At 32.7% G+C, this 18,664-nt stretch carries 17 protein-coding genes; 6 read left to right on the forward strand and 11 right to left on the reverse strand.

Annotation, left to right across the window (positions count from 1 at the left end; all coding sequences use genetic code 11):
• Positions 1-17: 17 nt before the first annotated feature.
• The 9 genes from mvaD to Q4487_RS12240 all read right to left on the reverse strand — a co-directional run bounded on the left by mvaD (position 18) and on the right by Q4487_RS12240 (position 10,010).
• Positions 18-1,100 (reverse strand): diphosphomevalonate decarboxylase, encoded by a 1,083-nt coding sequence (mvaD, locus tag Q4487_RS12200; protein ID WP_303543018.1) that lies wholly within the window; start codon positions 1,098-1,100, stop codon positions 18-20.
• A gap of 74 nt (positions 1,101-1,174) precedes the next feature.
• A complete protein-coding gene (locus Q4487_RS12205; RefSeq protein ID WP_303543016.1) occupies positions 1,175-1,717 on the reverse strand; it encodes a DUF1697 domain-containing protein in 543 nt (180 codons plus the stop codon).
• Positions 1,714-2,994 (reverse strand): NAD(P)/FAD-dependent oxidoreductase, encoded by a 1,281-nt coding sequence (locus Q4487_RS12210; protein WP_303543014.1) that lies wholly within the window; start codon positions 2,992-2,994, stop codon positions 1,714-1,716. Before Q4487_RS12210 ends, Q4487_RS12205 begins: the two co-directional genes overlap by 4 nt.
• Positions 2,994-3,686, reverse strand: a complete 693-nt coding sequence (locus tag Q4487_RS12215; protein WP_303543011.1) for a glycerophosphodiester phosphodiesterase family protein — start codon at positions 3,684-3,686, stop codon at positions 2,994-2,996. Before Q4487_RS12215 ends, Q4487_RS12210 begins: the two co-directional genes overlap by 1 nt.
• A gap of 106 nt (positions 3,687-3,792) precedes the next feature.
• Positions 3,793-4,812, reverse strand: coding sequence for a LacI family DNA-binding transcriptional regulator (locus Q4487_RS12220; RefSeq protein ID WP_100894857.1), 1,020 nt, complete (start codon positions 4,810-4,812; stop codon positions 3,793-3,795).
• Positions 4,813-5,131: 319 nt separating this feature from the next.
• A complete protein-coding gene (locus Q4487_RS12225) occupies positions 5,132-6,865 on the reverse strand; it encodes a M56 family metallopeptidase (protein ID WP_303543009.1) in 1,734 nt (577 codons plus the stop codon).
• 15 nt (positions 6,866-6,880) lie between these two features.
• A complete protein-coding gene (locus Q4487_RS12230; protein ID WP_303543007.1) occupies positions 6,881-8,242 on the reverse strand; it encodes a M56 family metallopeptidase in 1,362 nt (453 codons plus the stop codon).
• A 17-nt stretch (positions 8,243-8,259) separates the two neighbouring features.
• Positions 8,260-9,639: a M56 family metallopeptidase gene (locus tag Q4487_RS12235; RefSeq protein ID WP_303543005.1), complete on the reverse strand. Its 1,380-nt coding sequence runs from the start codon at positions 9,637-9,639 to the stop codon at positions 8,260-8,262.
• 5 nt (positions 9,640-9,644) lie between these two features.
• Complete coding sequence (locus Q4487_RS12240) at positions 9,645-10,010, reverse strand: BlaI/MecI/CopY family transcriptional regulator (RefSeq protein WP_303543004.1); 366 nt, start codon at positions 10,008-10,010, stop codon at positions 9,645-9,647.
• A 165-nt stretch (positions 10,011-10,175) separates the two neighbouring features.
• On the opposite strand from Q4487_RS12240, the gene Q4487_RS12245 reads away from it, so the two are divergent.
• On the forward strand, positions 10,176-10,694 hold the full coding sequence (locus Q4487_RS12245) for a DUF456 domain-containing protein (RefSeq protein WP_072304260.1): 519 nt from the start codon (positions 10,176-10,178) through the stop codon (positions 10,692-10,694).
• Positions 10,695-10,754: 60 nt separating this feature from the next.
• On the forward strand, positions 10,755-11,639 hold the full coding sequence (locus Q4487_RS12250) for a M28 family peptidase (protein WP_303571889.1): 885 nt from the start codon (positions 10,755-10,757) through the stop codon (positions 11,637-11,639).
• Positions 11,640-11,642: 3 nt separating this feature from the next.
• Here the strand turns inward: Q4487_RS12250 and Q4487_RS12255 are convergent, their stop codons facing one another.
• Together Q4487_RS12255 and Q4487_RS12260 are read right to left on the reverse strand one after the other, a co-directional pair.
• Positions 11,643-12,194, reverse strand: a complete 552-nt coding sequence (locus Q4487_RS12255) for a nitroreductase (RefSeq protein ID WP_303542999.1) — start codon at positions 12,192-12,194, stop codon at positions 11,643-11,645.
• 75 nt (positions 12,195-12,269) lie between these two features.
• Positions 12,270-13,163 carry a LysR family transcriptional regulator gene (locus Q4487_RS12260; RefSeq protein WP_303542996.1) on the reverse strand — a complete coding sequence of 298 codons (894 nt, stop codon included), beginning with the start codon at positions 13,161-13,163 and terminating at the stop codon, positions 12,270-12,272.
• 78 nt (positions 13,164-13,241) lie between these two features.
• Between Q4487_RS12260 and hutH the strand changes: the two genes are divergently transcribed.
• The 4 genes from hutH (at position 13,242) to trxA (ending at position 18,590) form a co-directional block, all read left to right on the forward strand.
• Entirely contained in the window at positions 13,242-14,822 is a 1,581-nt protein-coding gene (gene hutH / locus Q4487_RS12265; protein WP_072304263.1) for a histidine ammonia-lyase, read from the forward strand.
• Position 14,823: 1 nt separating this feature from the next.
• Positions 14,824-16,065: an imidazolonepropionase gene (hutI, locus tag Q4487_RS12270; protein WP_303542993.1), complete on the forward strand. Its 1,242-nt coding sequence runs from the start codon at positions 14,824-14,826 to the stop codon at positions 16,063-16,065.
• Between the two features lie 45 nt (positions 16,066-16,110).
• On the forward strand, positions 16,111-18,114 hold the full coding sequence (locus Q4487_RS12275) for a urocanate hydratase (RefSeq protein ID WP_303542991.1): 2,004 nt from the start codon (positions 16,111-16,113) through the stop codon (positions 18,112-18,114).
• A 158-nt stretch (positions 18,115-18,272) separates the two neighbouring features.
• A complete protein-coding gene (trxA, locus tag Q4487_RS12280; RefSeq protein WP_072304266.1) occupies positions 18,273-18,590 on the forward strand; it encodes a thioredoxin in 318 nt (105 codons plus the stop codon).
• Positions 18,591-18,664: the final 74 nt, after the last annotated feature.

Below are 18,664 nucleotides of genomic sequence, written 5' to 3' on the forward strand. Positions count from 1 at the left end.
AATATCTAATTACTAATTTACAATTGTTTAGCGCCTAAACCAATTCTATCACAAAGATACTGCTCGTTTTCGCAATATGCAACAAGCTCATCTTTAATAAACTGGTATACTTGCTCTTTCTCGCTCTCTGGGTACAAAACATGTACATTGGCACCAGCATCTAAGGTAAAACAAATATTTGACTTATTTATTGCTCTAAATTCCCATATCTTATTGATAATCTGCAAAGTATTGGGTTTCATTAAAATAAAATACGGCATACTTGTCATCATCATAGCGTGCAGGGTTAACGCCTCACTCTCTACAATTTCTATAAATCTTTTTAAATTACCTTCTTTAAAAACAGTTTGTAAATCGTCTAAATTTGTGTGCGCTTGTGCAAAACGCTCTTTAGCAAATGGGTGGTTGTGCATTAAATTATGACCAACTGTACTACTTACTTGCTTTTGTCCTTTGTCTACCAACAGTATCGTATCGTGGTAATTTTTAAAAACAGAGTGTACCTCGTTTGGGTATTTTATACCAAACAAATCTGTACTGCCCTTTGTATTTGCGTGGTTTCCCCATTGTACCAACGGACCTTCTATACTACGGCAAGCACTACCAGAGCCCAAACGTGCTAAAAATGATGCTTTATTATTAAAAAATGCTGTTGTTATAGACGGATTTAGTTTTTTCTCTAAACTCATAAAACACAACGCCAAAGCAGACATACCACTAGCAGATGACGCTATACCACTACTGTGCGGAAAAGAGTTTGATGTTTCTATCTTAAAATGATACTCCTTTAAAAACGGAAGATAAGCTTCAATTCTAGTTAAAAAAGTTTCAATTTTTGGTTTAAAATCTTCTTTAGGTTTTCCTTCAAAAAATAAATCGAATGAAAAATTATCAGCCTTACTATCTAACTTTTTATACGTAACAGAGGTTGTTGTTGCACAGGCATCTAAAGTAAAACTAATAGATGGGTTTGCAGGAATTTGATTATCTTTTTTACCCCAATATTTTACCAAAGCAATATTACTGGGCGATTTCCATTTTACGGTTCCTTCTAAAGCTGCATTTGTATACGCTTTAGGCACAAACTCCTCTTGGGTCATATTTTAAAATTTTAGCAAATATAAAAAGAAAATTCCCAGTAGATTTGGGTTATATGGCAATATAAAAATATATTTTAAGCTTCTAAAGCCTCACATAAACTTATAAGCTTAGCCATTGTTTTGTAGTTTCTGGTTGTGGCTTGCACTTTTAGTTTACGCTCAAAAAAGTTATTGTTACATTTTGCCTTACCAAAACCGTTTAAGCAATGCAAATACACACAATAGTCTGTAATTGTAAACTTTTCTGTAGCATATGTTCCTTTGTTTATTTCTGATACCAACGTTGCGCTTGGCGTAGTTGCCAACAACACAAAGTAAATTTCTTTTTCTTCTTCAGCCAAAAACGGATTGTTCTTAAAAATTGTTTGTAAGGTTGATGATGCTATCACTAAAACAGGAACATCTAACTTAAAAGTGTTTAAAATTTGGGTTTGTATTTTTTCTGATAAAACAGTTGCATCAACCTCATCAGAAGTAAAAACAACATTACCACTTTGTATGTAGGTTGTAATATTAGAGAGTCCTAATTGTAATAGCATTTGCTTTAAATCTGCCATTAAAATTTTATTTTTACCACTAACGTTTATACCTCTTAAAAGCGCTATATAAGTTATCATAATTTAGAAATTGCTTGTGCTGCTATAAAACCACCTGTCCACGCGTTCTGAAAATTAAAACCTCCAGTTATGGCATCTACATTTATAACTTCCCCAGCAAAATACAGGTTTTTTGCTACTTTACTTTCATATGTTTTAAAGTTTACCTCTTTTAAATCTATACCGCCAGCGGTTACAAATTCCTCTTTAAAGGTGCTTTTTCCGTTTACAGAAAACTCGCTTTCTGTTAACTGATCTGCTAAATTCTGTAACTGTATTTTGGTAGCTGTAGCCCATTTTACAGTTTCGTCTATGTCTGATGCTTTTACCAAGTTTACCCACAAACGCCTAGGAATATCTAATATTTTTGTACGCAAAATTGTTTTTTTAGGATCTGTTTCTTTAACCGAGTTTAGATACTCTAAAACTGCACCCGGAACCATATCTGGCAACCAATTTACTTGTACTACAAACTGGTAATTTTTTGCGTGCAATAGCGTTGCTCCCCAAGCAGATAGTTTTAAAATTGCTGGTCCGCTCATTCCCCAATGTGTAATTAACAAAGGACCTTCTGCCTCTAACAGCGGTTTTTTACTAACCGTTGTTTTTATTTTGCTAGATACTTTTGTTTTTCCTTTTCTAGAATCAAAAACAGTTACTCTTGCTGTAGTACTCACGCCCGGAATGCCTGTAATACGACTATCTTTTATATTAAATGTAAAAAGCGATGGTACTGGTGGTACAATTTTGTGTCCTAACCCTTCTAGTAAATTCCATATTTTAGGATTACTACCTGTTGCTACAACTACTTTTTTTGCCTGAAACTCTTTTTTAGGAGTAGTTACAAAAAAACCCAATTCTGGCTTGTTTTTATCTGCATAAGCAATATTAGAAACCGGACAAAGTTTCATTACCTTAATGCCCAAACGTTCTGTTTCATTAATAAAACAGTCTATTATACTTTGTGACGAGTCGCTTTGTGGAAAAATACGACCGTCTTCTTCTATTTTTAATGGCACACCTCTTTCTTCAAAAAAGGCCATAGTATCTCCTGTGCAAAAACTATGAAAAGGTCCTAGTAGTTCTTTTTCTCCTCGTGGGTAATTAAGCACCAAGTCTGCCGGATTAAACTCGGCATGCGTAACATTACACCTACCACCACCAGAAACTTTTACTTTAGCTAAAACTGTTTTACCACGTTCTAAAATAGCAACTTTTAAACTACTATTTTGTTCTGCAATTTGTATAGCTGTAAAAAAACCTGCGGCGCCTCCGCCAATTATAATAACATCAAACATTAATATATACGTTCTGGATAATTTGTAAATATACCATCTACAAGTAAATTTTTCATTTTTATTATATTTTCTGGGGCATTAACAGTGTACGTATACAGTTTAAAACCTTCTCCTTTTATAGTAGTTACAACAGCTGCTGTAATATCTTTTTCATCTGGGTTTATACTTAGTGCTCCCAATTGTTTTGCCATAGGTATTGCTTGTAACGGATCTTCTTCTGTTAACACACCAATAGCTATTTTGCTATTAATTGTTCTCATTGCTATTAGCTCATCCCAATTAAAGCTAGAAATAAAAAACTGCTCTAATTTCCAGTTTTTTGTATTGATATAATCCTCTAGTATTGTGTTTACATCTTTTGCTGTGCCAGCACCTTTTAGCTCAATATTTACAGGAACTTTAGCATTAATAGTGTCTAAAACAGTTGTTAGTAATGGTATTTTATGGTTGCCTACAAGGGTAAGCTCTTGTAGTTGTTGCCATGTATAATCTTCAACATTACCGGTGCCATTTGTTAGTCTATTTACCTCATCATCATGAAACACAATAATTTCTCCGCTTTTAATTTTAAAAACATCAATTTCTATCATATCAACCTTTAATTCTAAGGCTTTTTTAATAGATGCCAAAGTATTTTCGGTCTCATGACCCATTGCTCCTCTATGGCCAATAACAAGTAATTTTTTAGTCATACAAACTAGTATTTACAGTAAAAATACACAAAGTAAAATTGTAAAAAAACTGCATAAAAAAAGGACTAAAACTTAGCTTTAGTCCTTTTTCTTCTATTTTTAATTCTTAATTTTTAGTGGACTCACGTTCTACTAGTGTAGATTGCAACACCTCTGTAACATAGGTTTCTTCTTCTTTTTCGCTTTCAATTTTTTCTATTAGCATTTTAGAAGCCATTTCTCCCATTTGCTCTCCATGTTGTGCAATTGCAGTTAAACTTGGATAAGCGTATTTAGACAAATTACCATCTGTAAAGCCAATAAACTCTATATCTTCTGGCACTTTTAATCCTCTTTTAAGTGCTACACGCATACTATACATTGCAAATAACTCATGTACACATAAAACAGCATCTACCTCTTCTCTGTCATAAAAATCGCTAATGGCTTGCTCATCCATTTTCATTTGTGGCAAGCTTAAAATTAGGTTTTCATTTACCTCTAAACCATGGTCACGCAAAGCATCACAATATCCTTCTGTACGCTGTTTACCAATACTTAAATAATTATCTGTGGTAATTAATGCTATTTTTTTACGTCCGTTTGCTATTAATTTTTTAACTGCTAAATAAGCACCTTCTCTATCATTTATAATTACTTTATCGCATTCAATTTCATCAGTAACCCTATCAAACATTACCAAAGGAATACCTTGGTCTGTAATTTCTTTAAGGTGATTGTAGTCATTTTTTAATTGTGTTTCTACAGACAAAGACATTATAAAACCATCTATACTACCATTGGCAAGCATTTCCATATTTATAACTTCTTTGTCAAAAGACTCATCAGAAAGGCAAACAATAACATTATACCCTTTAGAATTGGCATAACTCTCTATACCACGTACTACAGTTGTAAAAAAATGATGTACAATATCTGGTATAATTACCCCTATATTTTTTGTTCGCTTATTTTTTAAGCTAATTGCAATATTGTTTGGTCTGTAGTTGTAAAGTTTTGCATAAGCTTGTATACGCTCTTTGGTATCTCTGCTTATTTCTTCACTATTTTTAAGTGCTTTAGAAACAGTAGATATAGACACTTCTAACTCTCTTGCTATGTGTTTAAGGGTGATAACTTTTTTCAAAATGAACTTTGTTTTTTTCTAACAGATGAATGTACATATAAAAAACAATATTCTAAAATAATAAAAGCAGATTGTGATTTTAAATTTGTCTTAGATTGAAGAAATTGACAATTATCTACTAAAATTTATCCGCCTTTCGCAAAAATCTCACTCTTTAATTCTGAAATTCGTTTTTCTGCAAACACTACAAAATACTGACTACTAGAGTCTTTAGACTCTGATTTTTGCTTTAATTACCTCTGCAATTTTAAAAGCCGAGGATTGCGCCCCAGCTTTTAAAGTTAAAAACAGAACAATTAATTGTATTGCATAAAAACTTTTAGTCATTTTTTTTCTGCAGCTTAAATGTAATTGGCAATGAAAAAGGAACTTTCACGGCTTTTCCTCTTTGCTTACCTGGTGTAACATTTGGTAATTTTTTTATAATATTCAACGCAACTTCTTCCAATCTAACATCTGGTCCACGCATCTGAATTTTACCAATGCTACCGTCCTCCATCATAACAAAACGCACAGAAACTCTACCTTGTACTCCTTCTTTTTGTGCAGATTCTGGATAACTAAAATGTTTTCTAATATGTTCATTTATTTTATCATTAAAACAAGCTTTTTTATCTGTAGCATTTTCACAACCTGGAAAAACAGGAACCTCATCTATTACAGAAAAAGGAACTTCTTTTGCGTCTTTATACAACCTATCTTTTTCTTCTTGTTCTTTACGCAACAATGCTGTTTTTACATCGTTAGTTAATTTTTCTTTATCACTCTCTGGCGTTAACCTAAATGAAATTGGCAATGAAAAAGGAACTCTTACATTTTGCCCTCTTTGCTTACCTGGCGTAACATTTGGTAATTTTTTTATAATATTCAACGCAACTTCTTCCAATCTAACATCTGGTCCACGCATCTGAATTTTACCAATGCTACCGTCCTCCATCATAACAAAACGCACAGAAACTCTACCTTGTACTCCTTCTTTTTGTGCAGATTCTGGATAACTAAAATGTTTTCTAATATGTTCATTTATTTTATCATTAAAACAAGCTCTTTTATCTGTAGCATTTTCACAACCTGGAAAAACAGGAACCTCATCTATTACAGAAAAAGGAACTTCTACTATTACATCCTGTTTAACTGGAGTTTCTTTTACTTCTTGAATATCGCTTTCTGTATTTGTATCTTTTTCTTGCCCTTTAGAAGATGTATAAAAAAGAATACATACTATAGTTGGCAACAATAACAAATACTTACTTGCCCATATTTTTTTAGATTGATTTTTTTGTAACATTTTAATTCGTTTTTTAATTAATGATGATGAAAAAAAGTGATTTATAAATGAGATATTTTCTGTTTGAAAAACTTGAGACAATAATAACTCATACTGTTCTTTTCTATGAGTCTTAGCTACTTTTGCGTCTGCAATAAACTCATGTACTTCTGATATTCTACTTTGATAAATATAAACCAGAGGATTAAACCAAAGAGCAATACGTAATACCTCAAAAAACAATAAATCTACTGTGTGTTTTTGTCTAATATGTACTAACTCATGCTCAATAATATTAGCATACTCTTTAGTTTTTATTTTATCACCCAAAAAAATAGTTTTAAAGAACGAAAAAGCACTGTTACTTTGCTTTAAAACAACCTCAGTAAAATCTGTATAAACTGTTTTTTCTCCTCTTTTACGTAATTTATGCAGCTGGCGTATTTTAAATAAAAATAAAAAAAGTGCTACCACCACCCCAATACTAAAGATAATACCATACCAAGGCATTGTTAATTGTTGTGCTACATTGGTATTATTTAAAAGAGCTGCATTTGTTTCTAAATCGTAATTAGAAAACATAAATGGTGTGTAAACGGCAACTGCATCTGGTACCTTACTTTTAAATATATCTAAAGCTATTAGTGGCATTAAAAACGATAGCACACACGTACCCAACAAATACAATCTGTTCCATTGAAAAAAGGTTTCTCTTCTTAAAAACACATCATAAATAATTATGAAAACTAACTGAAAAGCAAGACTTTCTATTACGTACTGCACCATCGTTTTTATATTTTATTACTGTAGCTTAAATGTAATTGGAACAACAAATGGAACTTTAACAGGCTTACCGTTTTTTATACCAGGATTCATTTTAGGTAATTTACTAATAATTCTGACTGCCTCTGCTTTTAGAGACTCATCATCTCCAAAGGCTTCCAAATTTGTAATAGAACCATTTTCCTGTATCACAAACCCTACGTTTATTTTTCCTTGAACATTTCTTTTTTGTGCATCTTCTGGATACATAAAACACCTTCTTATGTGTTTATTTATAGCTTTATCAAAACTTTGTTTTCCTTTTTCAGCATTTTCGTCCCCTGGAAAAGTAGGACTCACTTCTAAAGCCGAAAAAGCTACCAAATCCTTAGAGCTATATTTACTATAGTCAAACTTATCTTTTGAATCCTCTATAATATCTTGTTCAGAAATTAAAGCTAATTTGTCAGGATCTGCTAAAGCAACTATTGTTGTTTCTTTTAATTCTTCAACTTTTACACTACTTTTTGCTTCTACTGCATCTATTTCTGCATTGTTTTCTGTTTCACAAGAGGTATAGAATAACATACCTGCAACTAATGGTACTAATGATAAATATTTTAGTTTTAAAACTTTACCCGATTTTGATTTTTGTAACATAACTATTCGTTTTTTAATTAATGATGATTTATAAAAGTGGTTGATGAATGAGATGTTTTTTGTCTCAAAAATTTGAGACAGCAGCAACTCGTACTGTTCTTTTTTACTCGTTTTTTTTACTTTAGAGTCGGCTATAAATTCGTGTACTTCTGCTATTCTGTTTTGATAGATATACACTAGTGGATTAAACCAAAGGGCGATGCGCATTACCTCAAAAAATAATAAATCTAAAGTGTGTTTTTGCTTCACATGTACTAACTCATGCTCTAAAATGCCTTCTTCATTTTCTTTTGTAACCGCATCGCCCATAAAAACAGTATTGTAAAATGAAAAAGCATTATTGCTTTTAGGTATTGTAACTTTTATATAGTCTGTAAATTTTTGCTTTTCTCCTGCTTGCTTCAATTTTATAATCTGATACGTTTTATAAACAAACAAAGCAAATGATATTACTGCTCCAATTACAAATAACACTTTAAGCCAAGGAAAACTGTTAACTGTTGCTGCTTGTGATGAATTTGCTGTTAATACAATTTCATCTAAAACAATGGCTGCATATTGTTGTGATACTACAGTTTTAAATACAGGCAATTTTACAAAGGGTAAAAATAAAGACACTAAAAACGTAGCTATTAAATACACTCGGTTGCTTTGGAAAAAAGTCTCTTTCTTTAAAAACAAATCATAAATTGCTAAAAACAATAACTGAAATGTGATTACTAAAACTATATACTGTACCATCTTTATTTAAATTTTTATTACTTTAATCTAAAGGTTATTGGCAATGAAAAAGGAACTTTAACTGCCTTACCATTTTCCATTCCTGGAGATAACTTAGGCAGTCTGCTAATAATACGTGCAGCTTCATTTACCAAAAGTTTATCTGGACCACGCATTTGCAAGTTTTTTACAGAGCCATCCTCTTCTATAATAAAGCTAATACTTACCCTACCTTGTATGCCTTTTTCTTGAGCTTCTTCTGGGTAATTAAAGTTTTTTCTAATGTGCTCATTTAACGACTTATTAAAATTTTCTCTAGGGTTTTCTGCATTTTCATTACCAGGAAAAGCTGGTGGTGTACCTATTGTTGAAAAAGGCACTAAATCACCTTCTTCTTCATCAAAAACACTAGAATTATTTGCTTCTTCATTGCTTGAATACTTAATTAGCTTAACATCAGAATTTGTTTGTATTGTACTTGGATCTGCAGCATAACCTACAATAACAATCTCATCTAATGCCTCTACCTCATCAACACTACTTTTTGCTTCTACTGCATCTATTTCAGCATTGTTTTCTGTTTCACAAGAGGTATAGAATAACATACCTGCAACTAGTGGCACCAATGCTAAATATTTTAACTTTAAAACTTTGCCCGATTTTGATTTTTGTAACATAACTATTCGTTTTTTAATTAATGATGATTTATAAAAATGGTTGATAAATGAGATGTTTTTTGTCTCAAAAATTTGAGACAGCAGCAACTCATACTGTTCTTTTTTACTCGTTTTTTTCACTTTAGAGTCGGCTATAAACTCGTGTACTTCTGCTATTCTGTTTTGGTAGACATACACTAGCGGATTAAACCAAAGAGCGATGCGCATTACCTCAAAAAATAATAAATCTAACGTGTGTTTTTGCTTCACATGTACTAACTCGTGCTCTAAAATTCCTTCTTCATTTTCTTTTGTAACCGCATCGCCCATAAAAACGGTATTGTAAAATGAAAAGGCATTATTGCTTTTAGGGATTGTAACTTTTATATAGTCTATGAATTTTTGCTTTTCTCCCGATTGCTTCAATTTTATAATTTGATAAATTTTATAAACAAATAAAGCGAATGATATTACTGCTCCAATTACAAATACCACTTTAAGCCAAGGAAAACTGCTCTCTGCTGCAGCTTGTGATGAATTTGCTGTTACTACAATTTCATCTAAAACAATGGCTGCATATTGTTGTGACACTACAGTTTTAAATACTGGCAACTTTACAAAAGGTAAAAATAAAGACACTAAAAACGTACCTATTAAATACACCCGGTTGCTCTGAAAAAAAGTCTCCTTTTTTAAAAACAAATCATAAATTGCTAAAAACAACAACTGAAATGTTACCAATAAAACTATATACTGTACCATAACTATTATTTTTTATCGTCTTCTTTAATATCTTCTAAAATAGATTCCAATTCAGATAAACTCATATCGTTCTTTTTCATAAAAAACGATACCATACTTTTAAATGAACCTTGAAAATAACCCTCCATTAATTTATTAATAGACTGATTGCTATAATCGGCCTTTTTTATCAACGGAAAATACAAATAGCCTCTTCCTAATTTTTCGTGACCAACAAAGCCCTTATTTTCTAAAATACGTACAATAGTAGATACTGTATTGTATGCTGGCTTTGGTGTTGGCAACTCCTCTATTACATCTGCTACGCTCGTTTTTTCTAACTGCCATAGCACCTGCATAATCTCTTCTTCTGCCTTAGTTAACTGCTTCATTCTTTTTTAATTTATGTAAATTCTAGAATACGGTGAATATTAATTTAGTACTATTTATCTGATATTCTTCCGCTAATATAACTAATATTTTAGTTTAAACTAATATTTTAGGTGAAAAATTTGTAACAAATTGTCACTATATTCGTCAAACAAGTAAATTAAATAATGGATATAGCACTTTTAGTACTAGGTATTATTCTAATGTTAACTGGTATTATTGGTAGTTTTTTACCTGTTTTACCTGGGCCACCAATAAGTTGGCTAGGTTTACTAGTGCTATACTTAACAAAAGCAATACCCTACGACTGGGTTTTTCTTGGTATAACATTGGTAATAGCATTAGTAGTTTTTGCTTTGGATTATATTATTCCCGCAATTGGAACTAAAAAATTTGGAGGTACAAAAGCTGGTATGATAGGTACAACTATTGGTTTATTGGTTGCTATATTTTTTCCTGTATTGGGTATATTTGGAATTGTAGTTTGGCCCTTTGTAGGTGCTTTTGTAGGGGAACTTATAAATAAAGCCGACCAAAAAACAGCTTTTAAAGCCGCATTTGGTTCTTTTATTGGCTTTTTAACTGGTACTTTTTTAAAATTTATGCTCTCTATAATATATATAGGTCTGTTTATTGCTAAAGTTTGGGAATTTAGCGAAGAACTTTTTCCGTTTTTCTACAATTAAAACCATAAGTATGAAAAAAATACTATCAGCCATTCTACTACTTTCCTTATTTAATTTCTTGTGGAAAAAAAGAGTAGCACCCAAACTGTAACTAATATAGATACGATACGTATTAAAAAAGACTTGTTAAAAATTACAAAAACAAAAAATAGCAGGAATTATAAAAATATAAAAACACTTAACTCAATTGCGAGCTACATTAAAGTGGAACTTGCTAAGGTATGCGACACTACAGCTTACCAAGAATATAAGGTTGAGAATGAAACTTATAAAAATGTCCTTGGCTCTATTGGCACAGAACATAAAGAACGATTAATTATTGGTGCCCACTATGATGTATACGGCGATCAAGAAGGTGCAGATGATAACGCAAGTGGCGTTGCAGGATTATTAGAATTGGCGCGGTTATTAGCTAAAGAGAAACTTGATTATAGAATAGATTTTGTTGCCTATACTCTAGAAGAACCTCCTTTTTTTAGAACTGAGAAAATGGGAAGTTATGTGCATGCAAATTACTTAAAGGAAAACAGCATAAACGTAAAAGGTATGATTTGCTTAGAGATGATTGGTTATTATAAGGACGAAGCCAATACACAAACCTACCCAATTAAAGAGATGAGCGCCATTTATGGCAATCGTGCTAATTTTATAACTGTTGTTCAAAATGAAAAAAGTGGCAATTTTGGTTCTAAAATTGAAAACTTAATGAAGAAACAGAAACTGATACCTACTGTATCTTTTAAAGGCTCTTCTCTTGTTACTGGCGTAGATTTTTCGGATCATTTAAACTACTGGAATTTAAATTACCCAGCAGTTATGATCACCAATACCTCTTTTTACCGCAACAAGAATTACCACACAAATAAAGATTCTCTTGAAACATTAAACATAAATAAAATGAGTGCCGTTATTCAGCAACTGTATATTACTATTAAGGAACTCTAATAGTTAAAGCCAAGTTGTTTTATCTTCAACAGCTCCTCTTTCACCATCTTGTAACTCATCATCTGTGTACCCCATATAAAAGAAACCTAAACAAATTTCCCCTTCTTCCATTGCAAAAAATTCTCCCATATGTTTTATTAAGCCAGGAGAACTCCAATAACTACCAATACCTAAATCCGTGCACGTAAGCCACATATTTTGCACTGCCATTGCAGTTGCTGCAACTTCTTCCCATTCTGGTACAGACTCATTAGGATCTCTTTGCATACAAATAGCAATTATTGCTCCTGCTTTTTTCGGGTTATTTATAAGCTTTTCAACCTTAAACTGCTTTGGCTTAGGATCATTCTCCATATATTTTAAAGACAAAAACATTCCTAATTTTGCTCTGGTTTCACCCTGAATTACTTTAAAACGCCAAGGTTCTGTTTTTTTGTGCGATGGTGCCCAATTACCAGCCTCCAATACTTTTTCAATTAATTCTCTAGCTATTGGCTTATCATTATACTGTGCAGGAAATACAGATCTCCTCTTCTTTATTATATCAAAAATCATAATTCAATTTTAAGTGTTACAAATATATAAGTTAAGACAGTATACGTTTTAAAAGCATTTGTTAATTGTTTGCATCTATTTTTCCTCACCCAACAACAACTGCATACAATGTTTTAAAACCGGATTTCTATTATCTTCTTTCCAAATAACAGACAATACTGCTCGCTGTGGTATTTTTTTAAGTTCAATAAATTTTACTTTCATATTAAAACCTTGCTGCAAAGAAGTAGGTACAATGGCAACTCCCAAATTGTTTTCTACCAATGTAAAAATAGTTTGCGCATGTACAGACTTATGAGAAACCTTTGGTGTAAAACCAGCATCTTCACAAATACTCATTACCGTATCATAATACAGCGGACTATAATCTTGAGAGAACAAAATAAAATTCTCCTCTATAAACTGCTGCATTCCTTTAAAACTAGCTGTAGTTACATTATGGTTTGCCGGCACAACTACAGAAAAAGTATCATTAAAAACAGGATGTATCCCCAACCCTTTTGGTACTCTTGACATACGTACAAAACCAATATCTAAACCATCTTTTAGTACTGCATTTAACTGTGCGTTGTTAGATAGTTCTTCTAAACTTGTGTTTATTTCCGGGAAAGCATCTTTCAACTTTAATAACAAATCTGGAATTACGGTTTGCATTGCAGAGCCTAGAAAACCTATATTAAGCTCTCCAAACTTACCTTGGCTCACCAACTTTATATGTCGTTTTGTTAACTCTAAGTGATTTAAAATAAACTCTATTTCATCTTTTAAATAAACCCCAGCAGCTGTTAAAGTGACCTTTTTTTTATTTCTGATAAAAAGCTGTGTCTCTAAAATTTCTTCCATTTGTTTTATTTGCCTACTTAATCCGGGTTGCGATATAAATAAACGTTCTGCTGCTTTTCTAAAGTGTAATTCTTCTGCAACAGCTAAAAAATAATGAAAATGACGAAGCTCTATTTGATAACCCATAGTTATTAGTAATTGATAAATATGATATTGGTAATTATCAAACTTAATCAATAAATTTATAGTATTAAAATATAAGCCATGCTTAAAGCACCTAAGACATTTAATTTTGGAGAAGATCACTTAACCGCAGGTATTGCATTATCTATTGCTAGAGGTAAAACCAAAGGATTAATTTCAGATTTTTCTCGTATAAAAATAAGAAACAGCAGTAAAACTGTTGCTAACATAGTAGAAAAAGGAGACCCTGTTTATGGTATAAACACTGGTTTTGGTCCCTTATGTACTACTAAAATATCTAAAGAAGAAACTAAAATATTACAATCTAATATTTTAAAAAGTCATAGTGTTGGGGTTGGAGAACCAATAGATAAGGAGATTGCTAAACTTATGCTTATCTTAAAAATGAATAGCCTTGCTCAAGGATATTCTGGCATTGCAGAAACAACTTTAGACCGTATTTTATGGCATATAGATAATAACGCTATTCCTATTGTACCGTCTCAAGGTTCTGTTGGTGCATCTGGTGATTTAGCTCCACTTTCCCACTTATTTTTACCATTAATTGGTTTAGGTAAGGTTGACTATAATGGTTATATTATGGAGACTTCTTCTTTGTTTGAAAAAACAGAGATGGAAAGTGTAGACTTAGGCCCTAAAGAAGGTTTAGCCTTAATTAATGGCACACAGTTTATTGCAGCACACGCAGTAAAAGTGGTAGAAAAACTACAAAGTTGTCTTGCACAAGCCGATATTATTGGCGCAATGATGATTGAAGGTTTGCAAGGTTCTATTAAACCTTTTTATAACGAATTACACGCATTACGTCCATTTAAAGGTAATTTATATGTTGCAAAAAAAGTAAAACGTTTGCTAAAAGGGTCAGAAATTATGGAAGATCATGCAAATTGTGATCGTGTACAAGACCCCTATTCTTTACGCTGTATACCACAAGTACACGGTGCATCTAGAAATGCGTGGCTACATTTAAAAGAATTGTTAGAGATTGAATTAAATTCGGTTACAGATAACCCTATTATTATAGATGAAGAACTAACAATTAGTGGTGGTAGTTTTCACGGGCAACCATTAGCTATGGCTTTAGATTATGCCTGTTTAGCAGCATCTGAAGTTGGTAACATATCTGACCGAAGAATATACTTAGCTCTAGAAGGTAATAGTCCTGGAGTTCCTAAACTATTAATGAATGAAACCGGAATTAATTCTGGTTATATGATTTTACAATACACTACTGCTGCCTTGGCTAGTGAAAATAAAGGACTTTGTTTTCCGTCTAGCGCAGATAGTATACCAACGTCTTTAGGACAAGAAGACCACGTAAGTATGGGTTCTATTGGCGGACGTAAAGCGTTACAGGTTATTGGTAATGTAGAAAAAATATTAGCTATAGAAATGCTAACTGCAGCACAGGCATTTGAATTTAGAAAACCGCTAAAATCTGGATTATTTTTAGAAGAAGTACATAGCGAAATACGTAAAAAAGTTGCTTTTGCAGATAAAGACCGTGTTTTTTCTACGGATATAGAAGCAGGAATAGAAATGATACAAAACAGAACTATTTTAAACGCTATAGAAAAAGTAAAAGAACGCGAACAACTTACAATGGAAATTCCGTTTGCTGACGAATTTGAAAACTATTAATATGAAACAGAAACTTATAGGCCCTTTTACGCAATTACTACCAATGACAGGAATTACTGTTAATGGAGCAGTAAAAGACGAGCAATTATTAGTCATAGAAAATGGTGGTATTATAGTAGAGAATAATATTATAATTGCTATTGGCCAGTACAAAGATTTATTAAAACAGATAGATATAAAAGACACATTACTTGAAGAAGTAAAGGGCGACTCTGTATGCCTACCTGGTTTTATAGACTCACATACACATATTTGTTTTGGTGGCACCAGAGCTAATGATTATGCTATGCGTAATGCCGGTAAAACTTATTTAGAGATTTCTAACGCTGGTGGTGGCATTTGGGATACCGTTACACAAACCAGAAAAGCTAGTATTTTAGAACTAGAAGAAGGTATTACCAAAAGAGCAAATAAACATTTAAAAAATGGCGTTACAACTATAGAAGTTAAAAGTGGCTACGGTTTATCGGTTTACGAAGAACTTAAAATGTTACGCGCTATAAAAAATGTAGATAACAGAATTAAAGCCGATTTAATCTCTACTTGTTTGGCTGCACATATGCACCCAAAAGATTATCCTGGTACCGCAAGTGAATATTTAGAAGAAATAAGCATCTCCCTTTTCCCCCTATTAAAAGAAGAAAGTTTAACTACTAGAATTGATGCTTTTATTGAAGAAGGTGCATTTACTGCAGAAGTAATTGCGCCTTACTTTAAAAAGGCAAAGGAAATGGGTTTTACAATTACGGTACACGCAGATCAGTTCTCTACTGGTGGTAGTAAAGTAGCTGTAGATTTTAATGCAATAAGCGCAGATCATTTAGAAGCTAGTACCGCTGAAGAAATAGAAATATTAGCAAAGAGTACAGTTATTGCTACCGCCTTACCTGGTGCAAGTATTGGTTTAGGATGTGCATTTACACCTGCTCGTAAAATATTAGATGCTGGAGGTGCAATTGCTATTGCCAGTGACCATAATCCGGGTTCTGCTCCTATGGGAGATTTACTTACACAAGCTTCAATTTTAGGAACTTTTCAAAAACTAAGTAATGCCGAAATTTTATCTGGTATTACATTTAGAGCTGCTGCTGCTTTAAACCTTAAAGATAGAGGTGTATTAAAAAGTGGTTTGTTAGCAGATTTTACCGCCTTTCCTACATCAAACTATAAAGAAATTTTATACCAACAAGGACAACTAAAACCAGAAATGGTTTGGAAAAACGGTGCTAAAATTGATTTTTAGATCAATAAGATAGTTAAAAATATTTCAATATTAAAATAGATTAAAATGGATTTTAAATCTCAAATTCTTCAAGGTATTCCATCTTCATTGCCTGTCAAAAAAGTATATGCGCTAGATGCTAATCATGCTCCAAAAAGAAAAGACATTCTTTCTTTAGAAGAGAAAAAGTTAGCGCTTAGAAATGCATTGCGTTATTTTCCTGTTGCTTGGCATACAGAATTATCAGAAGAATTTGCGAGTGAATTACAAAACTATGGTCGTATTTATATGTTTCGGTTTAAGCCAGACTATAAAATATACGCAAGACCAATATCAGAATACCCTGCTAAAACATCACAAGCAGCTGCCTTACAGTTGATGATTCAGAATAACTTAGATCCTGCGGTTGCACAACATCCAGAGGAACTAATTACATATGGTGGTAATGGAGCTGTTTTTCAGAATTGGGCGCAATACTTACTAACAATGCAGTATTTAGCAACAATGACAGACGAGCAAACTTTGCATATCTATTCTGGTCATCCAATGGGACTTTTTCCATCGACTAAAGAGGCTCCACGTGTTGTAGTTACTAATGGTATGATGATTCCTAACTATTCTAAGCCAGACGACTGGGAAAAATACAATGCACTTGGTGTTACACAATACGGACAAATGACTGCTGGTTCTTATATGTACATTGGCCCGCAAGGTATTGTGCACGGAACCACAATTACGGTTATGAATGCGTTTAGAAAAGTATTGCAACCAAATGAAGATTCAGCTGGAAAAATATTTTTAACTGCTGGTTTAGGTGGTATGAGTGGCGCACAACCAAAAGCGGGTAACATTGCTGGTTGTATAACAGTTTGCGCAGAGGTTAATGCAGCTGCCGCAACAAAAAGACACGCACAAGGTTGGGTAGATGTTTTAATAGATACTATTGATGATCTAGTTATAAGAACCAAAAAAGCACAGCAAAATAAAGAGGTTGTTTCTATTGCTTACATTGGGAATATTGTAGAGGTTTGGGAACGTTTTTATGATGAAAATATTTTTATTCATTTAGGATCCGACCAAACATCTTTGCACAACCCTTGGGCAGGTGGTTATTACCCTGTAGGCATTTCTTTTGAAGAATCTAACGAGTTAATGAGTACCAATCCAGATGCTTTTAAACAAAAAGTACAAGAATCTTTAAAAAGACAAGTATCTGCAATTAATAAACATACTGCAAATGGCACCTACTTTTTTGATTATGGCAATGCCTTTTTACTAGAAGCATCTCGTGCAGGCGGCGATGTTATGGCAGAAAACAATATAGATTTTAAGTACCCATCTTACGTACAAGATATTCTAGGACCTATGTGTTTTGATTATGGTTTTGGACCTTTCCGTTGGGTATGTTCTTCTGGCAAACCTGAAGATTTACAAAAAACAGACGCTATTGCTTTGCAAGTAATGGAAGAAATAAAAACAACAGCTCCAAAAGAAATTCAGCAACAAATGCAAGATAATATTACTTGGATTAGAGAAGCTGAACAAAACAAACTGGTTGTAGGCTCGCAAGCACGTATTTTATATGCAGATGCAGAAGGTAGAGCAAAAATTGCAGAAGCATTTAACCAAGCTATAAAAACAGGAGAACTTTCTGCTCCTATAGTTTTAGGTAGAGACCATCATGATGTTAGTGGTACAGATTCTCCTTTTAGAGAAACCAGTAATATTTATGATGGTAGTAAGTTTACCGCAGATATGGCCATACATAATGTAATTGGCGATAGTTTTAGAGGCGCAACATGGGTATCTATACACAATGGCGGCGGCGTAGGCTGGGGAGAAGTTATAAATGGCGGCTTTGGTATGGTGTTAGATGGCTCTACGGAAGCTTCTAGAAAATTAAAAAATATGCTTTTTTATGATGTAAATAACGGTATATCTAGACGAAGCTGGGCACGTAATAAGGAAGCTATTTTTGCTATAGAAAGAGAAATGAAAAGAACACCAGAGTTAAAGGTTACTGTTCCTAACCTTGTTGAAGATCAATTATTAGATAATTTATTTGCGTAGCGGTATAAATACAATTATTTTTAAAACCTCTTACAAAGAATTACCCTAACACAGTTCTATAAAAATATCTAATAGAACAATAGATAATAGGTATAACTCGTTGTTAAGGAAATAGGAATTTATTTGACTAACTTTGTATAATATTAAAAAATAAAATTATGGCATTAGAAATAACAGACGCAACTTTTGACGAAGTTGTTTTAAAAAGTGACAAACCAGTTGTTGTAGATTTTTGGGCAGCTTGGTGTGGTCCATGTAGAATGGTTGGTCCTATTATTGACGAAGTTAGTTCTGAGTACGAAGGAAAAGCTATTGTTGGTAAAGTAGACGTAGATGCAAATCAAGAATTTGCTGCAAAATACGGTGTACGTAACATACCAACGGTATTAGTATTTAAAAATGGTGAAATGGTTAGCAGACAAGTTGGTGTTTCTCCAAAACAAGTTTACACAGACGCAATAGACGCTTTATTATAGTCTAAAGCATACAATTATAAAAAAGGGTTTGGCGTTTGTCAAACCCTTTTTTATTTTTACTACTTATCTATCTT

Source organism: Cellulophaga sp. 3_MG-2023, assembly GCF_030546975.1.
Classification (GTDB): domain Bacteria; phylum Bacteroidota; class Bacteroidia; order Flavobacteriales; family Flavobacteriaceae; genus Cellulophaga.